Raw genomic sequence first — 20,881 nt, 5'->3', positions numbered from 1 at the left:
GCTCCCATCCGCGCGCGCGAGAATGGGACGGTGACCTCCTCGATTCCCGCCGACGCCCGCGCCCACATCGACGACCTCGCCGCCTTCGTCCAGGCCTCGCCCTCGTCCTACCACGCCGCCCGCGAGGCCGCCCGGCGACTCGAGTCCGCGGGATTCGCCGCGCTCGACGAGGCCGACGCGTGGCGCATCGCCCCCGGCGACCGCCGGTACGTCGTTCGCGACGGATCCGTCATCGCCGTCGTCGTGCCGGAGGGCGCGGACGGCACGACGCCCTTCGCCATCGTCGGGGCGCACACCGACTCGCCGAGCTTCAAGCTCAAGCCGCGCCCCACGACCGTGGGCGCGGGCGGCTGGTGGCAGCTCGGATGGGAGGTCTACGGCGGCCCGCTGCTGAACTCCTGGCTCGACCGCGAGCTCGAGCTGGCGGGGCGCCTCGTCGCGGCGGACGGCGCCGAGCACATCGTGCGCACGGGCCCGATCGCGCGGATCCCGCAGCTCGCGATCCACCTCGACCGCCAGGCGAACGACGGCCTGACCCTCGACAAGCAGCGGCACACGGCGCCCGTGTGGGGCCTCGGCGACGCCGAGTCCGCCGACATCGTCGCGATCCTCGCCCGCGAGGCCGGGGTCGCCGCCGCTGACGTCGCCGGCCTCGACATCGTCGCCGCCGACACCCAGCCGCCGCGCACCTTCGGCGCCGACCGCGCGCTCTTCGCCAGCGGGCGCCTGGACAACCTCCTCTCGACGCACGCCGGCCTGACCGCGATCGCCGACGCGCGCCCCGCCCGCCACATCGCCATGTTCGCGGCCTTCGACCACGAGGAGATCGGATCCGCCTCCCGCTCGGGCGCCGCGGGCCCCTTCCACGAGGAGGTCCTCACGCGGATCCTCTCGGCCCTCGGCGGCACCGCGGAGGACCGCGCCCGCTCGTTCGCGCGCTCCCTGCACGTCTCGAGCGACGTGGGCCACGCGGTCCACCCGAACTACGCCGACCGCCACGACCCCGCGAACCGCCCCGTCGCGGGAGGGGGGCCGATCCTCAAGATCAACGCGAACCAGCGCTACGCGACCGACGCGCACGGCGCGGCGGCGTGGGCCGCGGCCTGCCGCGAGGCGGGCGTCCCGACCCAGGAGTTCGTCTCCCACAACGGCGTCCCGTGCGGTTCGACGATCGGACCGATCGCGGCAACGCGGCTCGGGATCCGCACCGTCGACGTGGGCGTCCCGATCCTATCGATGCACTCGGCGCGCGAGCTCACGGCCGTCGTCGACCCCTGGTACCTCTCGCGCGCCATGGCGCGCGTGCTGGCCCGCTGACGCGATGCGCACGCTCTCCGAGGCCACGTGGCGCGAGGCCGCGCAGGTCCACGCGGAGCGCGCCGACGCGCTCACGGCCGACCACCGCGCCCGCGCCCGGCGCGGCGAGAAGCATCCCGTGTCCGACTTCCTCTTTACGTACTACGGGTACAAGCCCGCGGTCCTCCGGCGCTGGCACCCCGGCGCGGGCGTGGCGCTCGCGGGGGCGACGGGCGAGCCGCGCGCGGCGTGGCGGTGGTACCGGTCGGATCCGGAAACCGGATCCGTCTGGGCCGATGAGGAGGCCTTCCGCGCCGAGAAGCCCCAGCTGCTCCGGCTCGTCGAGATCATGCTGCGCCGCACGGCGGAGCGCCCCGGGCAGTTCGCCTGCTTCGGGCTGCACGAGTGGGCGATGGTGTATCGCGAGGGCGAGCATCGCCACCCGCACCCCCTGCGCCTCGGCCAGGACGGAACGGATCGTGTGGTCGAGACGCACGAGATCGCCTGCACCCACATCGACGCGTTCCGGTTCTTCACCCCCGAGGCCGTGCCGCGCAACCGCCACGCCCCGACGCGGGAGTCGCAGCCCGAGCTCGAGCAGCCGGGCTGCCTGCACGCCGGCATGGACGTGTACAAGTGGGCGGTCAAGCTCGGCCCCCTCGTCCCGGGGAACCTCCTCCTCGACGCGTTCGAGCTCGCGCGCGACATCCGCCAGCTCGACATGGAGGCGGCGCCCTACGACCTGTCGGGCTTCGGGGTGCGCGCCGTCGCGATCGAAACGCCGGAGGGGAAGGCCGAGTACGTCCGTCGGCAGCGCGCGTTCGCTGAGCGCGGAAACGCCCTGCGGCGCGCGATCCTCGCCGCGTGGCTCACACCCGGCGACATCGTGCCCGTCTCGCCCGGTCTTCCTGACCATTCTGCTCAAGAAAGTTCGTGAGATATCGGGCAAAAGATTCGATCCTGAAACAAAGCTGTGTGAAGATCGGGAAAACCCTGACGCCCGATCGCGTCGCACACCACGTTTCTTCGAGATGAGAATCGCCATGACACTCCCCTCGCGGGCGCGCACGCGCGCCCTCGCCGTCGCCGTTTCCGCGGCGCTCGCCGTCACCCTCGCGAGCTGCGCGGGCGAACCGAGCGGATCCGCCGGTACCGGAAACGACATCATCGTCGGCACGACCGACACCGTCACGCACCTCGACCCCGCCGGGTCGTACGACAATGGATCCCTCACGCTCCAGACGCAGGTCTTCCCCTACCTCGTCAACACCGCCCCCAACAGCACCGACGTCGTTCCCGACCTCGCGGAGACGGCGGAGTTCACGGGACCGAGCGAGTACACGGTCACCCTGCCCGAGGGCCTCACCTGGGCGAACGGCAACGACCTCACCTCGAGCGACGTGAAGTTCACGTTCGACCGACAGCTCGCGATCGCCGACCCGAACGGCCCCTCCTCGCTCCTGTTCAACCTGGAATCGGTCGAGGCGCCCGACGAGCAGACCGTCGTGTTCCACCTGATCAGCGAGAACGATCAGACCTTCCCCTTCGTGCTCACGAGCTTCCCCGGCGCGATCGTGGACGAGGAGTCGTTCTCTGCCGAGGCGGTCACGAGCGACGACGACATCGTGGCGGCGAACGCGTTCGGCGGCCCCTACTCCATCAGCGACTACACCTTCAACGAGCTCGTCGAGCTCGTGCCGAACGAGAACTACTCGGGCCTCGTCGCGCCGGCCGCCAACGACAGCGTGCTCCTCAATTACTACGCCGAGTCCTCGAACCTCAAGCTCGCGGTGGAGGACGGCACGGTCGACGTCGCCTACCGCAGCCTGTCCCCGAGCGACGTCGAGGACCTGTCGGGGAACGACGCCCTCACGGTGCACGACGGCCCCGGCGGCGAGATCCGCTACATCGTGTTCAACTTCGACACCCAGCCCTATGGCGCGGCGACAGACGAGGCGGACGCCGACGCGGCCCTCGCCGTGCGCCAGGCCGTCGCGTCGCTTCTCGACCGCGAGGCGCTGAGCTCGCAGGTGTACGACGGCACCTACACGCCGCTGTACTCCTACGTGCCGGAGGGGTTCGCCGGCGCGACCGAGCCGCTGAAGGAGATGTACGGCGACGGCGCGGGCGGTCCGTCGGCCGAGGCCGCCGCGCAGGCGCTCGACGCGGCGGGCGTCGAGACTCCCGTCGAGCTGTCGCTGCAATACAGCCCGGATCACTACGGCCCGAACTCCGCAGACGAGTATGCCCTCATCGAGCAGCAGCTCGAGGCCGACGGCATGTTCGACGTGACCCTGGCCGGCACCGAGTGGGTGCAGTACTCGGACGACCGCGTGGCGGACGTGTACCCCGCGTACCAGCTCGGATGGTTCCCGGACTACTCGGACGCGGACAACTACCTCACGCCGTTCTTCCTCACGGAGAACTTCCTCGTGAACCACTACGAGGACGCCGAGGTCAACGACCTCATCCTGCAGCAGGCCTCGACGCCCGACGCCGCCGAGCGCGAAGCGCTCATCGGTGAGATTCAGCAGCGGGTCGCCGAGGACCTCTCGACCGTGCCCTACCTGCAGGGCGCGCAGGTCGCGGTCGCCGCCAGCGACGTCTCGGGGGTCGTGCTCGATGCCTCGTTCAAGCTGCGAATGGCCTCGCTGACGCGATAACGCCGCCGCTCACCGCGACGCGAATCGTCGACGGGCCGCCGACCGGGCGGCCCGCCGACGATCCGCACCGTCCTCCACCGACCCCACAAGGACCTTCTGTGGCAGACATTGCCCTCGCCGCCGAGACACCGACGGCTCCCCCGACGAAGACGACGGCACGCGGCGGCACGACGCTGTGGCGCTACGTGCTGATTCGCTTCCTGCTCATCTTCCCCACGATCTTCATCCTCGTCACGACCGTCTTCCTCATGATGCGCGTGACGGGGGATCCGATTACCGCGGCCCTCGGCGGCCAGCTCACCCCCGCGCAGCTCGCCGAGCGCATCGAGGCCGCCGGCTACAATCGCCCGCTCATCGTGCAGTACGCCGAGTATCTCGGTGGCATCGCGACGGGCGATTTCGGCACCACGATCGACGGGCAGCCCGTCACCGAGGTGCTCGTGCGATACGGCGGAGCGACGCTCGAGCTCGCCATCTACGCGCTCCTCGTGGCGTTCGCCGTCGGGATACCCCTGGGCATGCTCGCGGCGTGGCTGCGCGACACGTGGGGCGACGCGGCCCTGCGCGTGTTCGCGATCCTCTGCTACGCCACCCCGGTGTTCTTCGCGGGTCTCCTCCTCAAGCTCGTGTTTTCCGTCTGGCTCGGGATCCTGCCCAGCTCGGGACGCGCGTCCCCGCGCGCCGAGCTGCAGCTCGGTCGCGTCGAGGGCGCCACCGGCATCTACACAATCGATGCCCTGCGCACCGGCAACCCCGCGCTGATCGCCGACGTCCTGCAGCACGCCATCCTCCCGGGCATCGCGCTCGGCCTCCTCACCGCGGGAGTGTTCCTCCGCCTCGTCCGCACGAACGTCATCGGCACCCTCGCCACGCCCTACGTCGACGCCGCGCGCTCGCGCGGGGTGAGCGAGTTCCGCCTCGTGCGGACGCACGCGTATCGGCCCGCTCTCATCCCGATCATCACGGTCATCGGCCTCCAGATCGCGATGCTCCTCGGCGGCGCCGTGCTCACCGAGACCACCTTCGAGTGGATGGGCCTCGGCTACCAGCTCAGCGAGTTCCTCAAGGCGCGCGACTTCGTCGCCGTGCAGGGCATCGTCGCGCTCTTGGCCGTGATCGTGGCCCTGACCAACTTCATCGTCGACATCATCGCGGCGTTCATCGACCCGAGGGTGAGGTACTGACGTGGCTTCCGCAACGATCCTCGACCGGATCCCGCTCGTGCGGACCGCCCGGCAGGCCGTCGGCCTGCAGCGCGGGATGCTCATCGCGGGGCTCGTCCTGACGGGCGCGTTCGTACTCACGGCCCTCTGCGCGCCCCTGATCGCGCCGTTCGGATATGCCCAGCTCGCGGACGACGCCGGAACGTTCCCCCCGCGCACGGCGCCCGGCGGCGAACACATCTGGGGGACGACGATCGCCGGCTACGACGTGTTCTCGCGCGTCGTGTGGGGAGCGCAGACGGCGCTCGTGGTGATCGTCGTCTCGGTCGTGATGAGCCTGTTTCTCGGCGTGCTCCTCGGCGCATGGTCGGGCTACCTCGGCGGGTGGGTCGATCGCGTGCTCGTCGTGGTCTGCGACGCCGTGTACGCGTTCCCCTCGTTGCTGCTCGCCATCGTCAGCGCGATCATCATCTCGGGCGGACAATCGAGCCTCTTCGGGGGCATCATGGCGACCGCGATCTCCATTACCGTCGTCTTCATCCCCCAGTATTTCCGGGTCGTCCGCGCGGAGACCGTGCGCATCAAGCAGGAGGCGTACGTCGAGGCGGCACGCGTCGTCGGCGCGTCGACGTGGCGGATCATGATGCGGCACGTGCTGCGCAACGCCACGCGCAGCCTGCCGCTGATCTTCACGCTCAACGCCTCGGAGGCCATCCTGACCATCGCGGGCCTCGGCTTTCTCGGATTCGGCATCGAGCCGAGCGCGGCGGCCGAGTGGGGATACGACCTGAACCGCGCGGTCGAGGACGTCACGGCCGGCCGCTGGTGGACGGCCGTCTTTCCCGGCCTCGCGATCGTTCTCGTCGTCCTCGGCATCACGCTCGTCGGCGAGAGCCTCAACGACCTCGCGGACCCCCGCCTGCGCACCCGCCGGCGCCGCCTCGCACGAAAGGGAGCGCCGAAATGAGCGCGGATCATCTCGCCGTCGAGGTCACCGGCCTCGACGTCACGTTCGCCACGGACGGCGGCGCCGTGCACGCCGTCCGCGGCATCGACCTCGACGTGCGCGAGCGCGAGGTGCTCGCCATCGTCGGGGAGTCCGGCTCGGGAAAGACCGTCACGGCGCGCACGCTGCTCGGTCTCCTCCCCGAAACGGCCACCGCGTCCGGCGCGGTCGTCGTCTCGGGCACCGACGTGGTAGCCCTGCGCGGCGAGCGCCTGCGGGCGTTTCGCGGCTCCGAAGCCGCGATGATCTTCCAGGAGCCCATGACGGCGCTCAACCCCGTGTTCCCGGTCGGCTGGCAGATCGCGGAGGGGATCCGTTCCCACGAGAAGATCTCGAAGCGCGCCGCACGTCGCCGCGCCGTCGACATGCTGCGCAAGGTCGGGATTCCCGATCCGGAACGCCGCGCAAACGACTATCCGCACCAGTTCTCCGGCGGCCAAAAGCAGCGCATCGTTATCGCGCAGGCGCTCGCGCTCGGCCCGCGCGTCCTCGTCGCGGACGAGCCCACCACGGCGCTGGACGTCACGGTGCAGGCCGAGATCCTTGACCTGCTGCGGCAGGTGCGCGACGAGTTCGGCACGGCAATCGTCCTCATCACCCACAACATGGGCGTCGTCGCGGACCTCGCCGACCGGGTGTGCGTGATGTATCGCGGCGAGATCGTCGAGACCGCGCCCGTCGAGGAGCTCTTCCGGGCGCCGCAGGCCGAGTACACGCGCGCGCTCCTCGCCGCCGTGCCCCGTCTCGAGATCGCCGATCGCGCCTTCCGGGGCGGGGAGGACGAGGCCCCCGTCGTCCAGGCCCGCGCGCTCGAGATCGTCTATCCCGGGAGGTTCGGGGCCGCGGGCTTCCGGGCCGTCAGCGGCGTCGACCTGGAGATCCGGCCGGGCGAGGTGCTCGGGCTCGTCGGGGAGTCCGGATCCGGCAAGTCGACGATCGGTCGGGCGATCGCGGGTCTCACGACCGTGACGGGCGGTTCCCTCGATGTCCTCGGCGTCGAGATGAACGGCGTGCGCGAGCGTCAGCTGCGCCCACACCGGCACGGTCTCGGGTTCGTGTTCCAGGATCCCGCGTCCAGCTTCAACCCGCTTCTCACGGTCGGAGCCTGCGTCGCGGAGCCGCTCATCGTGCAGGGCGAGGCGCGCACCGTAGCGGAGGCCGAGGAGCGCGTGGTCGACCTGCTGGAGGCCGTTCGCCTGCCCGCGGACTTCGCCCGCCGATACCCGCACGAGCTCTCGGGCGGGCAACGCCAGCGGGCCTCGCTCGCGCGCGCCCTCACCCTCGAGCCCCGGCTCGTCGTCGCGGACGAGCCCACCAGCGCCCTCGACGTGTCGGTACAGGCCACGGTGCTCGAGCTGTTTCAGGACCTGCAGGAGCGCTTCGGGTTTGCCTGCCTGTTCATCACCCACGACCTGGCCGTCGTCGACCTCCTCGCGCACCGCGTCGCGGTGCTTCACGGCGGACGCATCGTGGAGCAGGGCGCGACCGCACAGGTCCTGGGCGCGCCGACGGATCCGTACACCCGCCGGCTCATCGACGCGCTGCCCGTGCCGGACCCGGTCCTGCAGGCCGAACGCCGGGCGGCTCGTCGCCCCTGACGAACGCGATCCGCGCGGGATCCTGGCGAGCGCCGGGCCCCGCGGGTATCTTCCCCTCTGTCCCCTTCGCCACCTCGACGGGAGTTCCCGCGTGAAGTTCCTGCAAAACCTCGGCAAGTCGCTCATGCTGCCGATCGCCGTCATGCCCGTGGCCGCGATCCTCATGGGGGTCGGAAACTGGATCGCGCAGACGCTCGGTGAGAACGTCGTGTCGGTGTTCCTCCTCGCGGCGGGCGGCGCCGTGATCAACAACCTAGCGCTGCTGTTCGCGGTCGGTGTCTCGATCGGCATGGCCGTGAAGTCCGACGGCACGTCCGCCCTCGCGGGGCTCGTTTCGTGGCTCACCGTGACGACGCTGCTCGCGCCGGCGAACGTGGCCGGGTACGTCGGCGTCGCGGAGGACACCGTCGACGCGGCGTTCGGCAATATCCAGAACGCTTTCACCGGGATTCTCTGCGGCCTAATCGGCGCGTTCGCCTACAACCGGTTCAAGGACACGCGCCTCCCCGACTACCTCGCCTTCTTCTCGGGGAAGCGCTCGGTGGCGATCGTGTCGGCCGGGCTGTCGATCCTCCTGTCCATCCTGCTGTTCTTCGCATGGCCGTTCGTCTATGCGGGGCTCGTCGCGTTCGGCGAATGGATCCTCGGGCTCGGCGCGTTCGGCGCCGGCCTGTACGGCTTCTTCAACCGGCTCCTCATCCCCTTCGGCCTGCACCACGCCCTGAACTCGGTGTTCTGGTTCGACGTCGCGGGCATCAACGACCTGTCGAACTTCCTCGCCGGGACGGGCGAGTACGGCGTGACGGGCCAGTACATGTCGGGCTTTTTCCCCATCATGATGTTCGGCCTGCCGGGCGCCGCGCTCGCCATGTACGTCACGGCGCGCCCCGGCCGGAAGAAGGTCGCGGGCGGCATCCTGTTCTCCGCCGCCTTCGCGGCGTTCCTCGTGGGCATCACGGAACCGCTCGAGTTCTCCTTCATGTTCCTCGCCCCTGTCCTGTACGTCATCCACGCCCTGTTCACGGGGATCTCGATGTTCCTCGCGGCCCTGTTGCCGACCCGGATGGGATTCGGCTTCTCGGCGGGCGCGATCGACCTCGGCCTCGGGTGGAACAACCCGATGGCCCAGAACCCGTGGATCCTCCTCGTCCTCGGCGTCGCCTGGTTCGTCATCTACTTCCTCGTGTTCACCTTCGTCATCCAGCGCTGGCAGCTCAGGACGATCGGGCGAGAGGACGAGGAGCCGGTCGACGCCGATGCCGGCCGCGCCGCGCCCTCGGGCGAGGACGCCTACCTCGCCACGGCGGATCGCTTCGTCGCCGCCCTGGGCGGTGCCGGCAACATTCTCGAGCTCGACAACTGCGCGACGCGGCTGCGGATGCAGATCGCGGATCCCTCGCGGGTCGACGAGGCCGCGCTCCAGCGCGCAGGCGCCGCCGGCACGATGCGGACGGGCGGCCGCTCCGTGCAGGTCGTGTACGGGCTGAACGTCCAGTTCGTCAAGGACGCCATGGAGCGCCTCATCGCCGGGGACGCCACGGCCCCCGCGCACGCTACGCCCGTCGCGGGCGACGCGGGTGACACCGGCGACGGGCCTCGGACCGCGACGGCAGCGCGGGTCGTCACCCTGGCGCAGCCGATCCCCGGCACGGTCCTGCCGCTCGGCGCGGTCCCGGATCCGACGTTCTCCGACGAGCTGATGGGGCCCGGCCTGGCGATCGAGCCCTCGGGCGACACCGTCGTGGCGCCGGCACCGGGTCGGGTCGGCCACGTGTTCGACACGGGACACGCGATCGCGCTCGTGCTCGACGACGGCACGGAGCTCCTCATCCACGTCGGGCTCGACACCGTCTCCATGCGCGGCGACGGCTTCACGAACCTCGTCGCGACGGGCGACATCGTGGACACGGGAACGCCCCTGATCCGGATCGACCTCGAGCGGATCCGCGCCGCGGGCCACCCGACGATCACCCCCGTCGTCGTGCTCAACGACGCCGCCGCCACCGTGGAGTTCCGCTGAGCGCGTCGGCCTATGCCCAGCTGCGCGACCTCGTCGCCCGGTCGTCGGCGCCCCTGTGGGAGCCTCCGGGCGACGAGGCGTTCGACGCGCGCGCGGCGCGGCCCGCGGCCGTCCTCATCCTCTTCGGGGTCCTCGACGCGCACCCTGCCGAGCGACCCGCCCGCCACGCGGCGGTCTCACGCGACCTCGACGTGCTCCTGCTCACCCGCGCGGCGACGCTGCGCTCGCACCCCGGGCAGGTGGCGTTCCCGGGCGGCCGGGTCGACGACGGCGACCGGGGTCCCGTCGACGCCGCGCTGCGCGAGGCCGAGGAGGAGACGGGCCTCGACCCGGCGGGGGTCGAGGTGCTCGGCCCGCTCGCCGACCTCGCGCTGCCGTTCTCGCGCCACCGCGTGACGCCCGTGATCGGCTGGTGGGCGGATCCGTCCCCCGTGTACGCCGTCGACCGCGCCGAGTCCGAGAACGTCTTCCGCGCGCCCGTCGCGGATCTCCTCGATCCGGCGCATCGCTACACCTGGGCGCTGGCGCGCGGCGGCGCGACCCACACCGGGCCCGCGTGGCGCCTCGACGTCGACGGCTCCCCGCGCCTCGTATGGGGCTTCACGGCGGGAGTCCTCGACCGCCTGTTCGCGACCCTCGGCTGGGAGGAGCCGTGGGATCCGACGCGGCGGATCAGCCTTCCGTAGCCCGATGCGGCAGGATGGCGGGGTGAGCGCACCCCCTCTCGGACTCCTCCTCGACGTCGACGGCCCCCTCGCCAGCACGCGGACGCGCACCGTTCGGCTGCCGACGATCCCCCGCGATCTCGTCGCCCTGGCGCAGGCGGGCTGCCCCGTTGTGTTCAATACGGGCCGATCGGTCGACTTCCTCGCCGAGCGGGTCCTCCCCGGGCTCGTGGACGCGGGCCTCGGCCCCGCCGACCCCGTGTGGGGCGTCGGCGAGAAGGGCGGCACCTGGTTCTCGCTCGCCGACCGCGGCGGCACCGCCGCCGTCGACGAGATCGCCGAGGACCCCGCCATGAGCCCGCCGCCCGCCGTCGTGGACGCCGTGCGCGCCCTCGTGGACCGGGACTTCTCGGACCTCGTCTTCTTCGACGAAACCAAGCGCACGATGATCTCCGTCGAGCACTTCGTCGAGGTTCCCGGCGCGACCTTCCTCGCCCGCCGCGACGAGCTCGCCGCCGCGATCTCGCGGATTCTCGACGACCACGGCGTGGCGGACGAGACGACCATTTACCCCACCGTGATCTCGATCGACGTCGAGCACGCGACGAGCGGCAAGGCCCTCGGCGCCCGCCGCGCGCTCGACCTCGTCGCGCCCCGCATGGATCCGCCGCGGCGCTGGTTCACGGCCGGCGATTCCGGGCAGGACTACGACATGGCCCGCTATCTCGACGCGCACGGGTTCACGGCGACACACCTCGACGTGCGGCCGACGGGCGACGTCCCGGACGTCTCTTTCGAGGTCATCCGCGAGGTCCCGCACACGCGCGAGGGCGATGCGGAGGACGACATCACCGCCCGCCACCTCGCCCGCCTGCGCGCCGAAGTCATCGCCTGACGGCCGGGCGGATCCGGTTGCCCGCCCACCGCGCCGCGCGCAAGAGCGCCCGCAGGGGCACGCCGATCGCGTAGGCGGCGCGGCCCGCGGCGCTCGTATCGGCGCGCCCCAGCGCGAGGCGCCGCTCGAAGGCGCGCCGCACGCGCCCCCCGAGCGCTGCGGGGCTCGGGCGATGCGGCAGGACGCCCTGCGCGCGCGCCCGCGCCATCTCCTCGGCGCGCGCAACCCACGTGTCGCTCGCGGGGTCGTGGAAGTAGTTGTCCTCCAGCCACTCGGGCCGGGGCCGCCGGAACCGTCGCGCGACGACGTCCGCGGCTCCGGCCAGCAGGCCGGACCCGCGAAACACGACGTTGATGAGCTCGGGCGAGACACCGAAGTCGTCGAGTGCGATGACCGGGACGCCGGCGGCGGCGGCCTCGATCGCGGCGGTCGAGCTCACGGTCACGAGGCCCTCGGCCGCCTGGAGCGCCTCCGACATCGGCGCGTACGACACGACGAGGTTCGCCGGCGCCGCGCCGTGCTCGGCGACAAGGTCCGGGTACGCGTCGGTCTCGCGGTGGGTCTGGTGCTCCCCCGGGCGCCCGCGGAGCTTCACGACCACACGCCGATCCGGATCCGCGCGCGCGGCGTCGAGGAGGATCCGGGCCACGCGGCGGCGGTCCTCCGGCTCCCGGGGCACGATCGCCTGCGCGGCAAAGACGAGGTCCGTCCCGCCGGCCGGGGCGGATCCGCCGGCGCCCCGCGCGAATGGGAGCGTCGCGAGGGCAAAGTCCTGCGGGATGCCCCGCTCGCGCGCGAGCGCCGCGAACTCGCGCACCTCCCGGTGGGAGTGGAGGACGAACAGGTCGCAGCCTCGCCGAAAGTGGAGCGCGCGCCACGTCGCGGGCACCGAGATGCCCGGGAGCCCCGTCGCGATCGCCGCGCGCGGGAGTTCCTCGCGCACCGCCCGGGCCACCACCCGGACGACGGGCCCGCGGGCCGCGACGAGGACGACGTCCGCGTCGCGGCCCGCGTCGGCAATCTCCTCGAGGCGCGCGCGGCGCACGCGCCCGTGCGCGAGCCCGGATCCCGCGAGCGCCGCCGTGAGCTGCGCGTCGCTCACGACGAGCTCCGTCTCGAGGACGACGAGCGAGCCGTCGACCCGCGCGTCGGCGACCAGGGCGGCCGCCCACTTCACGTAGGAATCGGTGTCCGCGATCGCCGTGATCCGCAGGCGGCGCGGATCCGCCGTCACGCGCCGACGCGGCGCAGCTTGGCCTTGGGGGCCTCCTCGCCGGGGAAGACGCGCTTGACGCCGTCGCCGCGGGCCGTCTCGATGATGCGGATGTCGCGGACGAGCGTGCCGAGGCCGCCCGGCTCGAGCGACGCGGCGTGGTCCGAGCCCCACATGGTGCGATCCAGCGTGATGTGGCGCTCGACCGCGACCGCGCCCACCGCGACCGCCGCCAGCGAGATCTGCAGCCCGCGCTCGTGCCCCGAGTAGCCCACGGGGACCCCCGGGAAGCGATCGCGCAGCACGGGAATCATGCGGAGGTTCGCCTCCTCCGGCTCCATCGGATAGGTCGACGTGGCGTGCATGATGACGAGGTCGTCGGTGCCGAGCGCCTCGACGGCGCGGTCGATCTCGGCCATGGTCGACATCCCCGTGGAGAGGATGACCGGCTTGCCCGTGTCGCGGAGCGCGCCGAGGAGCTCGAGGTCGGTCAGGCTCGCCGAGGCGACCTTGTGCGCCACGACGCCGAGGTCCTCTAAGAACTCCACGCTCGGGACGTCCCACGGCGACGCGAACCACTCGAGCCCGCGCATCACGGCGTGATCGCCGACCTCGACATACTCGTCGCGGCCGAACTCCACCCGGTGGCGGTACTCGAGGTAGCTCATCGTGCCCCACGGCGTCTCGCGCGGCACGTCGCGCATGTGCTCCGGGGTCGCGATCTCGGGGGTGCGCTTCTGGAACTTCACCGCGTCGGCGCCGGCGTCCGCCGCGACGTCGATGAGCTGCTTGGCGAGCTCCACCGAGCCGTTGTGGTTGAGGCCGATCTCCGCGATCACAAACGCGGGCGCGCCGCCTCCGACCTGGTGGTTTCCGATGGTGACGCTCATGTGCGATCCCCTTTCTGTGGTGCGAGGGCGTCCCGCCTGGCGGCGAGGACGCGGTCCGCCACCTCGCGCACCGCGCCCGCGCCCCCGGAGCGGGTGAGCACGACGCGCGCGGCGGCGAGGACGAGCGGGTGGGAACCCGCCACGGCGATGGGCCACCCGACCGACTCGAGCGCCCCGAGGTCGTTCACGTCGTTTCCGACGTACGCGATGCGCGACAGCGGCACCTCGTGCTCGGCCGCCCACGCCGCGAGCGCCGCGGCCTTGTCGCGGGAGGCCTGGATGACATCGACGCCGAGCTTTGTCGCCCGCGCCGAGACGACCGGGTTCGTCTCGGTCGACAGGATGAGCACGGGAACGCCGGCGCGCCGGAGCAGAGCCACGCCCATGCCATCCGAGCGACTCACGCGCACGCGCTCCGATCCGTCCTCACCGACAATCGCGGTGTCGTCCGTGTGCACGCCGTCGAAGTCGGTCACGACCGCCGCGGCGTCGATCGCGCCGTCCTCGCCGTCGGCGAGCAGCCGGGCGAGGTGGAGTTCCTCGGTCGTGTCGATCTCGACGGCGAGGCGCTCGGGCACCGGAACGATCTCGGTGCGGCCGAAGAAGCGGTGGCGGGCGCGGCGAAAGCCCGCCGCGTCGAACACGTAGAAGGCGCCCGTCTCGATGAAGAGCGGATCCCGGTCCTGGCGTCGCGGGCGCACGTCGCGATCGTGGCCGACGGCCGTCGCGCCGCCGGGCCCATCGGCCCAGAAGAACGCGTACGACTCCCGCGCGGAGAACGCGCTGTCCGCGCCGCCTGCCTCCACCCGCTGGACGGCGTCGGCGAGCGCGCGCGGCGGAATGAACGGGCTCGTCGCCTGCAGGAACGCGACGGTGCGCGCCTCGTGCCCCGACGCCTCGAGCTCGTCGAGAGCGTGCAGGACGGCGGATTCGGATCCCGCGGTGTCCCCCGCCAGCTCCGCGGGCCGCCAGACGATCTCGGCTCCCCACCCGCGCGCGACGCCCGCAATCTCGGCGTCGTCCGTCGAGACCACCACCCGGTCGATCGCGCCGGATTCGCGGGCCGCGCGCACCGCGCGAGCGACGAGCGGGATCCCCCCGACCGGCGCGAGGTTCTTGCGCGGCACGGCCTTGGATCCGCCGCGGGCCGGGATGATCGCGACGACCTCGCCGGTCATCCGCGCGCCTCGGCGACGCGGGCGTCCGCACCGCGCTCGACGACGACGCATTCGGACGCCCTCAGCACACGGCGGAGCGTGGTCGCCGCGCTCGAGGGCAGCGTCACGATCTCGCGCGGGGTCGGGTCGCCCGCGAGCACCAGCTCGATGGGGAGGCCCGGCTCGACGACGCGGATCCGCGGGATGCTCCCCACCTCGGCGACCAACTCCCGCGGCTCGCGGCGGTGCGGCACGTACACGGCCCCGCCCGCCCGCGCCTCGGCCCGGATCCACTCCAGATATTCCTCGCGCGGCATGAGACCGTCGACCACGCGCGCGCTGCCCAGGATCACGCGCCCCGCGGGAAGCGGCCGCGCCGCGCGGGTGCCGCGCACCCACGCGAAGTCGTGCTCCTCGATGCGGGCCCCGAGGTCGCGCAGCGCGTGCGCGCGCTCCTGACCCAGCTCAAACGCGGTGAACATCGACACGCGCCCCGCGGCCGCGCGGAGGCGGATGAGGTCCATCGTGACAGGCGCGACCCGGCGCGCGAGCCCCTGCTCCGCTGCGCCGGGTCGCGAGAATGCGCGGGCGCCCGTGAGGGCATCCGCGAAGGAGACGGCCTGCAGGCCGTCGTCCAAGAAGGTGAGCGATCGGGGCCGGAGGATCGCCGCCGCGAGGCGGAACTGGCCCGAGAACCCGTCGCCGACGAGCCAGTGGTCGCTCCCGCGCAGCATGGCCCAGGGGATCCCGTAGAAGCCGGCCTGGCGCGCGAACGGCGCCCCGCGGGCCGTGAGCTCCGCCGCCGTTTCCTCGACCTGCGTCGTCAGCCGCCCGGCGACGTCGACCCGGGTGCGGTGCGCGCGGGCCCACTCCGCCGCGCCGATCATCTGCAGCGGCGACTCCACCCAGGCCACCGGTGTCGCGCGGTCTCGCGGCATCTGCCCTCCGAAGCTCGCCGCCGCGCGGTGCGGCGGATCCGTTCGGACAGCGTGCGCGGCGCGCGTGAACGGCGTGCGAGTCCCGGGTTACGCGCGGGCGTCGCGACCGTGAACGATCCGCGCCTCGGCCAGCGCCTCGGCCGCGCGCTCCAGCGCATCCGCCGCGCCGCCGGGTTCGGCGCCCGCCGGCCAGGCGTGGTCGATCGCCGCGCGCCAGACCCCCTCGAGCTGCACGAGGTTCGCGTGCGCGCGATCTGTCGCCACCAGCGGCGTCTCGCGGCGGTCCGCGGCGCCGGGGCGCCGCTCGGCCAGGCCCTTCTCCCGCAGGCCGCGGACGGCGGCCGAGACGTTCGGCCGTCGCATCCCGACACGGTCGGCGATCTCGCTCGGCGTCACGCCCGGGTGCTGGTCGATGACCCGCATCACGATGCGCTCGGTCGGCGTGAGGGTGACGATGTCCGGATCCGCGTCGTGCCGGAGCTCGAGCTCGCGCGAGATGGCGAGGATGGCGCGCGCGAGGCGGACGCGCGCGTCGTCGTGTTCCGGCGTCGGGAAGGAGCTCACCCGAGCAGTCTACGAAGCCCGCTAAACTAATGATGACTTCGTAACCATAAGGACACGCATGACGACCCCCGCACACACGGCCCCGACTCGCCGCGTCCCCCACGGCGTCACGACACCCCTCCTCCTCGTCCTCGCCCTGCTCGCGGCGGTCGCTCCCTTCGCGACCGACCTCTATCTGCCGGCGTTCCCCCAGATGACCACGGAGCTCGGCACCGACGCGACCGGGGTCCAGCTCACCCTCACCGCGTTCCTCGTCGGCGTCGCGGCCGGCCAGCTCGTGTTCGGACCGATCTCCGACCGCCTGGGACGCAAGGCCCCGCTCGTCGCGGGCGCCGCGCTCTTCGTCATCTCGAGCGTCGTCGTGGTCCTCGCCCCGAACGCCGCGATCCTCACCGCGGCGCGCGCCGTACAGGGAGTGTCGGGCGCCGCGGGAATGGTGCTCGGTCGCGCGATCATCTCCGACCTCGCGACGGGCCAGGCCGCCGCCCGCGCCTTCAGCCTCATGATGATCGTCGGGGGCGTCGCCCCCGTCGTGGCGCCGCTTGCGGGCGGGTTCCTCACCGGGCCCCTCGGGTGGCGCGGCGTCCTCGCCGTCGTGCTCGCGCTCGCGGTGCTCATGCTCGTCGCAGTGCTCGCCGTCGTGCGCGAGACCCATCCCGTCGCGCGGCGCGCCGCGCTCGCCGCCGAGCGCCCGGGCGGGGCGAGCCGGGAGCTGCGCTCGCGCGGCTACGTCGGATTCACGGCGGCGTTCGCGTTCGCGTTCGCTGTCATGATGGCGTACATCTCGGCGTCGCCGTTCGTCTACCAGGACATGATGGGGCTCAGCGAGACGCAGTACGGGCTGATGTTCGGCCTCAACGCGCTCGCGCTCGTCGTCACCAGCGCCCTCTCCGCGCGCCTCGTGGGGCGCTTCGGCCCGCGCGCGCTTGCGGGCGCGGGGATCGCCACGTCCTTCGCGGCATCGCTCGTGCTGCTGGCACTCGTCGCTACCGACGTGCCTGCGGGGTGGTTCGCCCTGCCCCTGTTCGTCGCGGTCGGCTCCCTCGGGTTCGTCTTCGGCAACGCCACCGCACTCGCGCTCGGGTACGTGCCGCACGCCGCCGGATCCGCATCGGCCGTGCTCGGCGCCGCGCAGTTCGGGCTCGCGGCCGCCGTGTCCCCGATCGTGGGGCTCGCCGGCGAAGACAACGCGCTCCCCCTCGCGCTCACGATGACGGGCGCGGGCCTCATCGCCCTCGTCGCCTACGGCCTCGCGCGGAGGGCGCCGCACGCAGCGGGCTGAGGCCTAGGCGCGCGGGCGGAGGCGGCCGGTGCGCGCGAACCACACCTCCACCGCGATCGTCGCGAACGGCGGGATCGCGCACGCGAGCGCCGCGAGCGTCGGCCACCATCCCCACCGCAGCCGGACCGCTGCCACGAGCGTGAGGAGCCCGTACGCGATGAACGCCGCCCCGTGCAGCGACCCGAAGATCGTCACGACCATCGGCGTCCCGGCGAGCGGGTACTTGATGAGCATGCCGATCAAGAGCCCGGCCCAGGTGATGGCCTCGACCGTTGCGATCACCGCCCACGCGCGACCGAGTGTTCCGATGCGGACGGGAGCGAGAGCCGTGTTCACCCCGCCATTCTGCCCGCCTTATCCTGACGGCCCGCCGGGATCCGCACCGATCACGCGGTCGGCACGCGCGTAGACGTTCATCGTGTCACCGCGCACGAAACCGACCAGGGTCATGCCCGCCTCCGCCGCGAGCTCTACGGCGAGCGAGGTGGGCGCCGACACCGCGGCGACGATGGGCACGCCCGCCACGAACGCCTTCTGCACGATCTCGAAGGCGACGCGGCCGGACACCATGAGCGCGTGGCCGCCGAGCGGGAGGCGCCCGTTGATCGCGGCCCACCCGAGCACCTTGTCCACCGCGTTGTGCCGCCCGACATCCTCACGCAGCGCGATCATGTCGCCCGTGGCGACGTCGAACAGCGCCGCGGCGTGGATCCCGCCGGTCTTGTCGAAGGCCGCCTGCGCGGCGCGGATCGTTCTGGGCATCGCCGCGATCGCCGCGGCCTGCACGCGCGAGGGATCCCCCGCGACGTCCAACGGCGAGGCCGTGCGCACGGCATCGATCGAGGCCGTGCCGCAGACGCCGCAGGAGCTCGTCGTGTAGGTCCGGCGAGCGGCGCCCGCCGGGGGCCGGGGCGCGTCCGGGGACAGGGTGATGTCGAGCACGTTGTAGGTGTTGCCCTCGCCGCCCGTCCCCGGCCCGCCGCAGTGAATCGCGCCCGCGATGTCGGAGGCGCCGCGAAGGATCCCCTCCGACAGGAGGAAGCCTGTCGCGAGCTCGACGTCGTGGCCGGGCGTGCGCATCGTCACGGCGAAGGCCTCGCCTCCCACCCGAATCTCGAGCGGCTCCTCGACGGCGAGCGCGTCCGGCCGACGCCGCGCGCCCTCGCCGACGACGACGCGCGTGACGGGGCGGCGCGTGACGATCCGCCCCACGTCAGCCCCGCGTCTCGAGCCGCACGACCACGGCCTTCGAGGTCGGCGTGCCGCTGACGTCCGCGGTCGAGTCCAGCGGCACGAGCACGTTCGTCTCGGGATAGTACGCGGCCGCGTTCCGGCGGGGCGTGTCGTACGCCACGACGCGGAAGCGCTCCGCGCGGCGTTCCTCGACGGATCCGTCGGGCCGCTCCCACTCCGAGACCATGTCGACGATCTCGCCATCGACGACGCCGGCCGCCTCGATGTCGTCCGGATGGACGAGCACGACCCGCCGCCCGCCACGGATGCCGCGGTAGCGATCGTCCTTGCCGTAAATCGTCGTGTTGTACTGATCGTGCGATCGGAGGGTCTGGAGGAGCACGCGCCCCGCGGGGATCCGCGGGTACTCCAGCGCGTTCGCCGTGAACATCGCGCGCCCCGAGGCGGTGTCGAACCGCCGCGCGTCGCGCGGGCCGTTCGGCAGGAAGAACGTCCGCCCCTTCTCGATGCGCTCCTCGAAGCGGTCGAATCCCGGGACGACGCGCGCGATGCGGGCGCGGATCTCGCCGTAGTCGCCCTCCAGCGCCTCCCAGTCGGCGCGGGGCGCGTTCTCCCGCCCGCGGAACAGGCGCGCGGCCAGCCGGGCGAGGATCGCAACCTCGCTCGGCAGGTCGTCCGCGGGCGGATCCAGACGCCCGCGCGAGGCGTGCACGGCGCCCATCGAGTCTTCGACGGTCACACGCTGGTCGCCGCCGCGCCGCGCGTCCCGATCGGTACGGCCGAGCGTCGGCAGGATGAGCGCCCGGCGGCCGGTCACGACGTGCGAGCGGTTGAGCTTGGTCGAGACGTGCACCGTCAGCCCGACGCGCGCCATCGCCTGCTCGACGACGCCCGTGTCGGGGGTCGCGCTGACGAAGTTGCCGCCGAGAGCGAAGAAGACGCCGACGTCGCCGTCGCGCATCGCGCGGATCGCGCCCACGGTGTCGAACCCGTGCGCCCGCGGCGCGGTGAAGGCGAACTCCTCGTCGAGGGCGCGGAGGAAGCCCTCGGCGGGCTTCTCGTAGATGCCCATGGTGCGGTCGCCCTGGACGTTCGAGTGCCCGCGCACGGGGCAGACCCCGGCGCCGGGGCGGCCGATGTTGCCCTGCAGCAGGAGCACGTTCACGACGTCGCGCAGCGTCGCCACGGAGTGGCGGTGCTGGGTCAGCCCCATGGCCCAGCACACGATCGTCTTCCCGGATCCGCGCACGCGCTCCGCGATGCCGCGCATGCGGTCCTCGGTGAGCCCCGTGGCGCGCTCGAGCCCGTCCCACTCGACGGCGGCCATCGCCCGCGCGTACTCGGCGAACCCGGAGGTGTGCCGGCCGACGAACTCCTCGTCGACGACGTCGCCCGTGTCCGCGTGGCGCTCCAGGAGGTGCTTACCGATGGCCTGGAACAGCGCCTGGTCGCCGCCCAGGCGGATCTGGACGAGGTCCCCGGCGATCGGCGTCCCGCCGAGGAGGACGCCGCGGGGCGTCTGCGGGTTGTCGAAGCGGATGAGCCCCGCCTCCGGCAGGGGGTTGACCGCGATGACGCTCGCCCCGCGGTGCACGGCCTTCTCGAGGGCGCCGAGCATGCGCGGGTGGTTCGTCCCCGGGTTCTGGCCGGCCACGATGATCAGGTCGGCGTCGTGGATGTCGTCGATCGACACCGTTCCCTTGCCGATCCCAAGGGTCTCCGTGAGGGCGGATCCGCTCGACTCGTGGCACATGTTCGAGCAGTCCGGGAGGTTGTTCGTCCCGAACCCGCGCACGAGGAGCTGGTAGACGAAGGCCGCCTCGTTGGACGCGCGGCCGGACGTGTAGAAGACGGCCTCGTTCGCGTCGGGGAGGGCGCGAAGCGCGCCCGCGACCTCGTCGAGCGCCTCGTCCCACGACACGGGCCGGTAGTGCGTCGCGCCCTCCTCGAGCAGGACGGGCTCGGTCAGCCGGCCCTGCTGCCCGAGCCAGTAGTCGTCGTGCGCGCGGAGCTCGGCGACGGCGTGCTCGCGGAAGAAGTCGGCGCCGACGCGCCGGAGGGTCGCCTCCTCGGCGACCGCCTTCGCCCCGTTCTCGCAGAACTCGGCGGCGTGGCGGCGATCCTCCTCGGGCCAGGCGCATCCCGGGCAGTCGAACCCGTTCTTCTGGTTCACCCGCAGGAGCGTTTGGGCGCTGCGCGCCAACCCCATCTGGTCGCGGGCGATCTGGAGCGCGTGCAGAACGGCCGGCACCCCGACCGCGCGCCGCTTCGGCGGCCCGACCTCGATCCGGGACTCGTCGATGTCTTCCGTCGGGGGCCGCGTCACCATGGCGCCAT

General features: G+C 72.5%; 18 protein-coding genes. 10 read left to right on the top strand and 8 right to left on the bottom strand.

Annotated elements, in window-relative coordinates:
• Positions 1-30: 30 nt before the first annotated feature.
• The 9 genes from GJQ66_RS06100 to GJQ66_RS06060 all read left to right on the top strand — a co-directional run bounded on the left by GJQ66_RS06100 (position 31) and on the right by GJQ66_RS06060 (position 11,306).
• A complete protein-coding gene (locus GJQ66_RS06100; protein ID WP_368732727.1) occupies positions 31-1,317 on the top strand; it encodes a M18 family aminopeptidase in 1,287 nt (428 codons plus the stop codon).
• Positions 1,318-1,321: 4 nt separating this feature from the next.
• Positions 1,322-2,233, top strand: a complete 912-nt coding sequence (locus GJQ66_RS06095; protein ID WP_230379326.1) for a 3-methyladenine DNA glycosylase — start codon at positions 1,322-1,324, stop codon at positions 2,231-2,233.
• 106 nt (positions 2,234-2,339) lie between these two features.
• Positions 2,340-3,959, top strand: a complete 1,620-nt coding sequence (locus GJQ66_RS06090; RefSeq protein ID WP_155048451.1) for an ABC transporter substrate-binding protein — start codon at positions 2,340-2,342, stop codon at positions 3,957-3,959.
• 173 nt (positions 3,960-4,132) lie between these two features.
• On the top strand, positions 4,133-5,143 hold the full coding sequence (locus tag GJQ66_RS06085; RefSeq protein WP_230379371.1) for an ABC transporter permease: 1,011 nt from the start codon (positions 4,133-4,135) through the stop codon (positions 5,141-5,143).
• A 1-nt stretch (position 5,144) separates the two neighbouring features.
• The gene (locus tag GJQ66_RS06080; RefSeq protein ID WP_368732726.1) at positions 5,145-6,089 is read left to right on the top strand and encodes an ABC transporter permease; all 945 of its coding nucleotides are present in this window, start codon (positions 5,145-5,147) and stop codon (positions 6,087-6,089) included.
• A complete protein-coding gene (locus tag GJQ66_RS06075; protein WP_155048450.1) occupies positions 6,086-7,726 on the top strand; it encodes an ABC transporter ATP-binding protein in 1,641 nt (546 codons plus the stop codon). The genes GJQ66_RS06080 and GJQ66_RS06075 overlap by 4 nt, the downstream gene beginning before the upstream one ends.
• Positions 7,727-7,817: 91 nt before the next feature.
• The gene (gene nagE / locus GJQ66_RS06070; RefSeq protein WP_368732725.1) at positions 7,818-9,746 is read left to right on the top strand and encodes an N-acetylglucosamine-specific PTS transporter subunit IIBC; all 1,929 of its coding nucleotides are present in this window, start codon (positions 7,818-7,820) and stop codon (positions 9,744-9,746) included.
• Between the two features lie 53 nt (positions 9,747-9,799).
• A complete protein-coding gene (locus tag GJQ66_RS06065; protein ID WP_230379369.1) occupies positions 9,800-10,432 on the top strand; it encodes a CoA pyrophosphatase in 633 nt (210 codons plus the stop codon).
• A gap of 22 nt (positions 10,433-10,454) precedes the next feature.
• Positions 10,455-11,306 (top strand): hypothetical protein, encoded by an 852-nt coding sequence (locus GJQ66_RS06060; protein ID WP_155048448.1) that lies wholly within the window; start codon positions 10,455-10,457, stop codon positions 11,304-11,306.
• Here GJQ66_RS06060 and GJQ66_RS06055 read toward each other — a convergent pair.
• From GJQ66_RS06055 to GJQ66_RS06035, 5 genes are all read right to left on the bottom strand, one after another.
• On the bottom strand, positions 11,296-12,540 hold the full coding sequence (locus GJQ66_RS06055) for a DUF6716 putative glycosyltransferase (RefSeq protein ID WP_155048447.1): 1,245 nt from the start codon (positions 12,538-12,540) through the stop codon (positions 11,296-11,298). The two genes, GJQ66_RS06060 and GJQ66_RS06055, sit on opposite strands and share 11 nt — an antisense overlap.
• Positions 12,537-13,409: an N-acetylneuraminate synthase family protein gene (locus GJQ66_RS06050; protein WP_155048446.1), complete on the bottom strand. Its 873-nt coding sequence runs from the start codon at positions 13,407-13,409 to the stop codon at positions 12,537-12,539. Before GJQ66_RS06050 ends, GJQ66_RS06055 begins: the two co-directional genes overlap by 4 nt.
• Positions 13,406-14,587 carry an acylneuraminate cytidylyltransferase gene (locus GJQ66_RS06045; protein WP_155048445.1) on the bottom strand — a complete coding sequence of 394 codons (1,182 nt, stop codon included), beginning with the start codon at positions 14,585-14,587 and terminating at the stop codon, positions 13,406-13,408. Before GJQ66_RS06045 ends, GJQ66_RS06050 begins: the two co-directional genes overlap by 4 nt.
• Positions 14,584-15,504: a hypothetical protein gene (locus tag GJQ66_RS06040; RefSeq protein ID WP_155048444.1), complete on the bottom strand. Its 921-nt coding sequence runs from the start codon at positions 15,502-15,504 to the stop codon at positions 14,584-14,586. The genes GJQ66_RS06045 and GJQ66_RS06040 overlap by 4 nt, the downstream gene beginning before the upstream one ends.
• A gap of 87 nt (positions 15,505-15,591) precedes the next feature.
• Positions 15,592-16,068, bottom strand: coding sequence for a MarR family winged helix-turn-helix transcriptional regulator (locus GJQ66_RS06035; RefSeq protein ID WP_368732724.1), 477 nt, complete (start codon positions 16,066-16,068; stop codon positions 15,592-15,594).
• 58 nt (positions 16,069-16,126) lie between these two features.
• Here GJQ66_RS06035 and GJQ66_RS06030 point away from each other — a divergent pair, with 58 nt between their 5' ends.
• On the top strand, positions 16,127-17,350 hold the full coding sequence (locus tag GJQ66_RS06030) for a multidrug effflux MFS transporter (RefSeq protein WP_155048443.1): 1,224 nt from the start codon (positions 16,127-16,129) through the stop codon (positions 17,348-17,350).
• A gap of 3 nt (positions 17,351-17,353) precedes the next feature.
• Here the strand turns inward: GJQ66_RS06030 and GJQ66_RS06025 are convergent, their stop codons facing one another.
• From GJQ66_RS06025 to GJQ66_RS06015, 3 genes are read right to left on the bottom strand one after another with little or no spacing between them, the layout of a single operon-like run.
• A complete protein-coding gene (locus GJQ66_RS06025; protein WP_368732723.1) occupies positions 17,354-17,686 on the bottom strand; it encodes a DUF3817 domain-containing protein in 333 nt (110 codons plus the stop codon).
• An 18-nt stretch (positions 17,687-17,704) separates the two neighbouring features.
• On the bottom strand, positions 17,705-18,562 hold the full coding sequence (gene fdhD, locus GJQ66_RS06020) for a formate dehydrogenase accessory sulfurtransferase FdhD (RefSeq protein WP_368732722.1): 858 nt from the start codon (positions 18,560-18,562) through the stop codon (positions 17,705-17,707).
• Position 18,563: 1 nt separating this feature from the next.
• Positions 18,564-20,873, bottom strand: coding sequence for an FdhF/YdeP family oxidoreductase (locus tag GJQ66_RS06015; protein ID WP_155048442.1), 2,310 nt, complete (start codon positions 20,871-20,873; stop codon positions 18,564-18,566).
• Between the last annotated feature and the right edge of the window lie 8 nt (positions 20,874-20,881).

Origin of the sequence: Microbacterium sp. ZXX196, from assembly GCF_009709595.1 — a bacterium.
Lineage (GTDB): Bacteria > Actinomycetota > Actinomycetes > Actinomycetales > Microbacteriaceae > Microbacterium > Microbacterium excoecariae.
This window is presented reverse-complemented; position numbering and strand designations above follow the sequence as displayed.

What these genes read in the sequence shown, in the direction of transcription:
- GJQ66_RS06095 (WP_230379326.1), top strand. Translation starts at nt 1,322, where the DNA reads ATGCGCACGCTCTCCGAGGCCACGTGGCGCGAGGCCGCGCAGGTCCAC.
- GJQ66_RS06090 (WP_155048451.1), top strand. Translation starts at nt 2,340, where the DNA reads ATGACACTCCCCTCGCGGGCGCGCACGCGCGCCCTCGCCGTCGCCGTT.
- GJQ66_RS06075 (WP_155048450.1), top strand. Translation starts at nt 6,086, where the DNA reads ATGAGCGCGGATCATCTCGCCGTCGAGGTCACCGGCCTCGACGTCACG.
- GJQ66_RS06050 (WP_155048446.1), bottom strand. Translation starts at nt 13,409, where the DNA reads ATGAGCGTCACCATCGGAAACCACCAGGTCGGAGGCGGCGCGCCCGCG.
- GJQ66_RS06045 (WP_155048445.1), bottom strand. Translation starts at nt 14,587, where the DNA reads ATGACCGGCGAGGTCGTCGCGATCATCCCGGCCCGCGGCGGATCCAAG.
- GJQ66_RS06040 (WP_155048444.1), bottom strand. Translation starts at nt 15,504, where the DNA reads ATGCCGCGAGACCGCGCGACACCGGTGGCCTGGGTGGAGTCGCCGCTG.
- GJQ66_RS06030 (WP_155048443.1), top strand. Translation starts at nt 16,127, where the DNA reads ATGACGACCCCCGCACACACGGCCCCGACTCGCCGCGTCCCCCACGGC.
- GJQ66_RS06015 (WP_155048442.1), bottom strand. Translation starts at nt 20,873, where the DNA reads ATGGTGACGCGGCCCCCGACGGAAGACATCGACGAGTCCCGGATCGAG.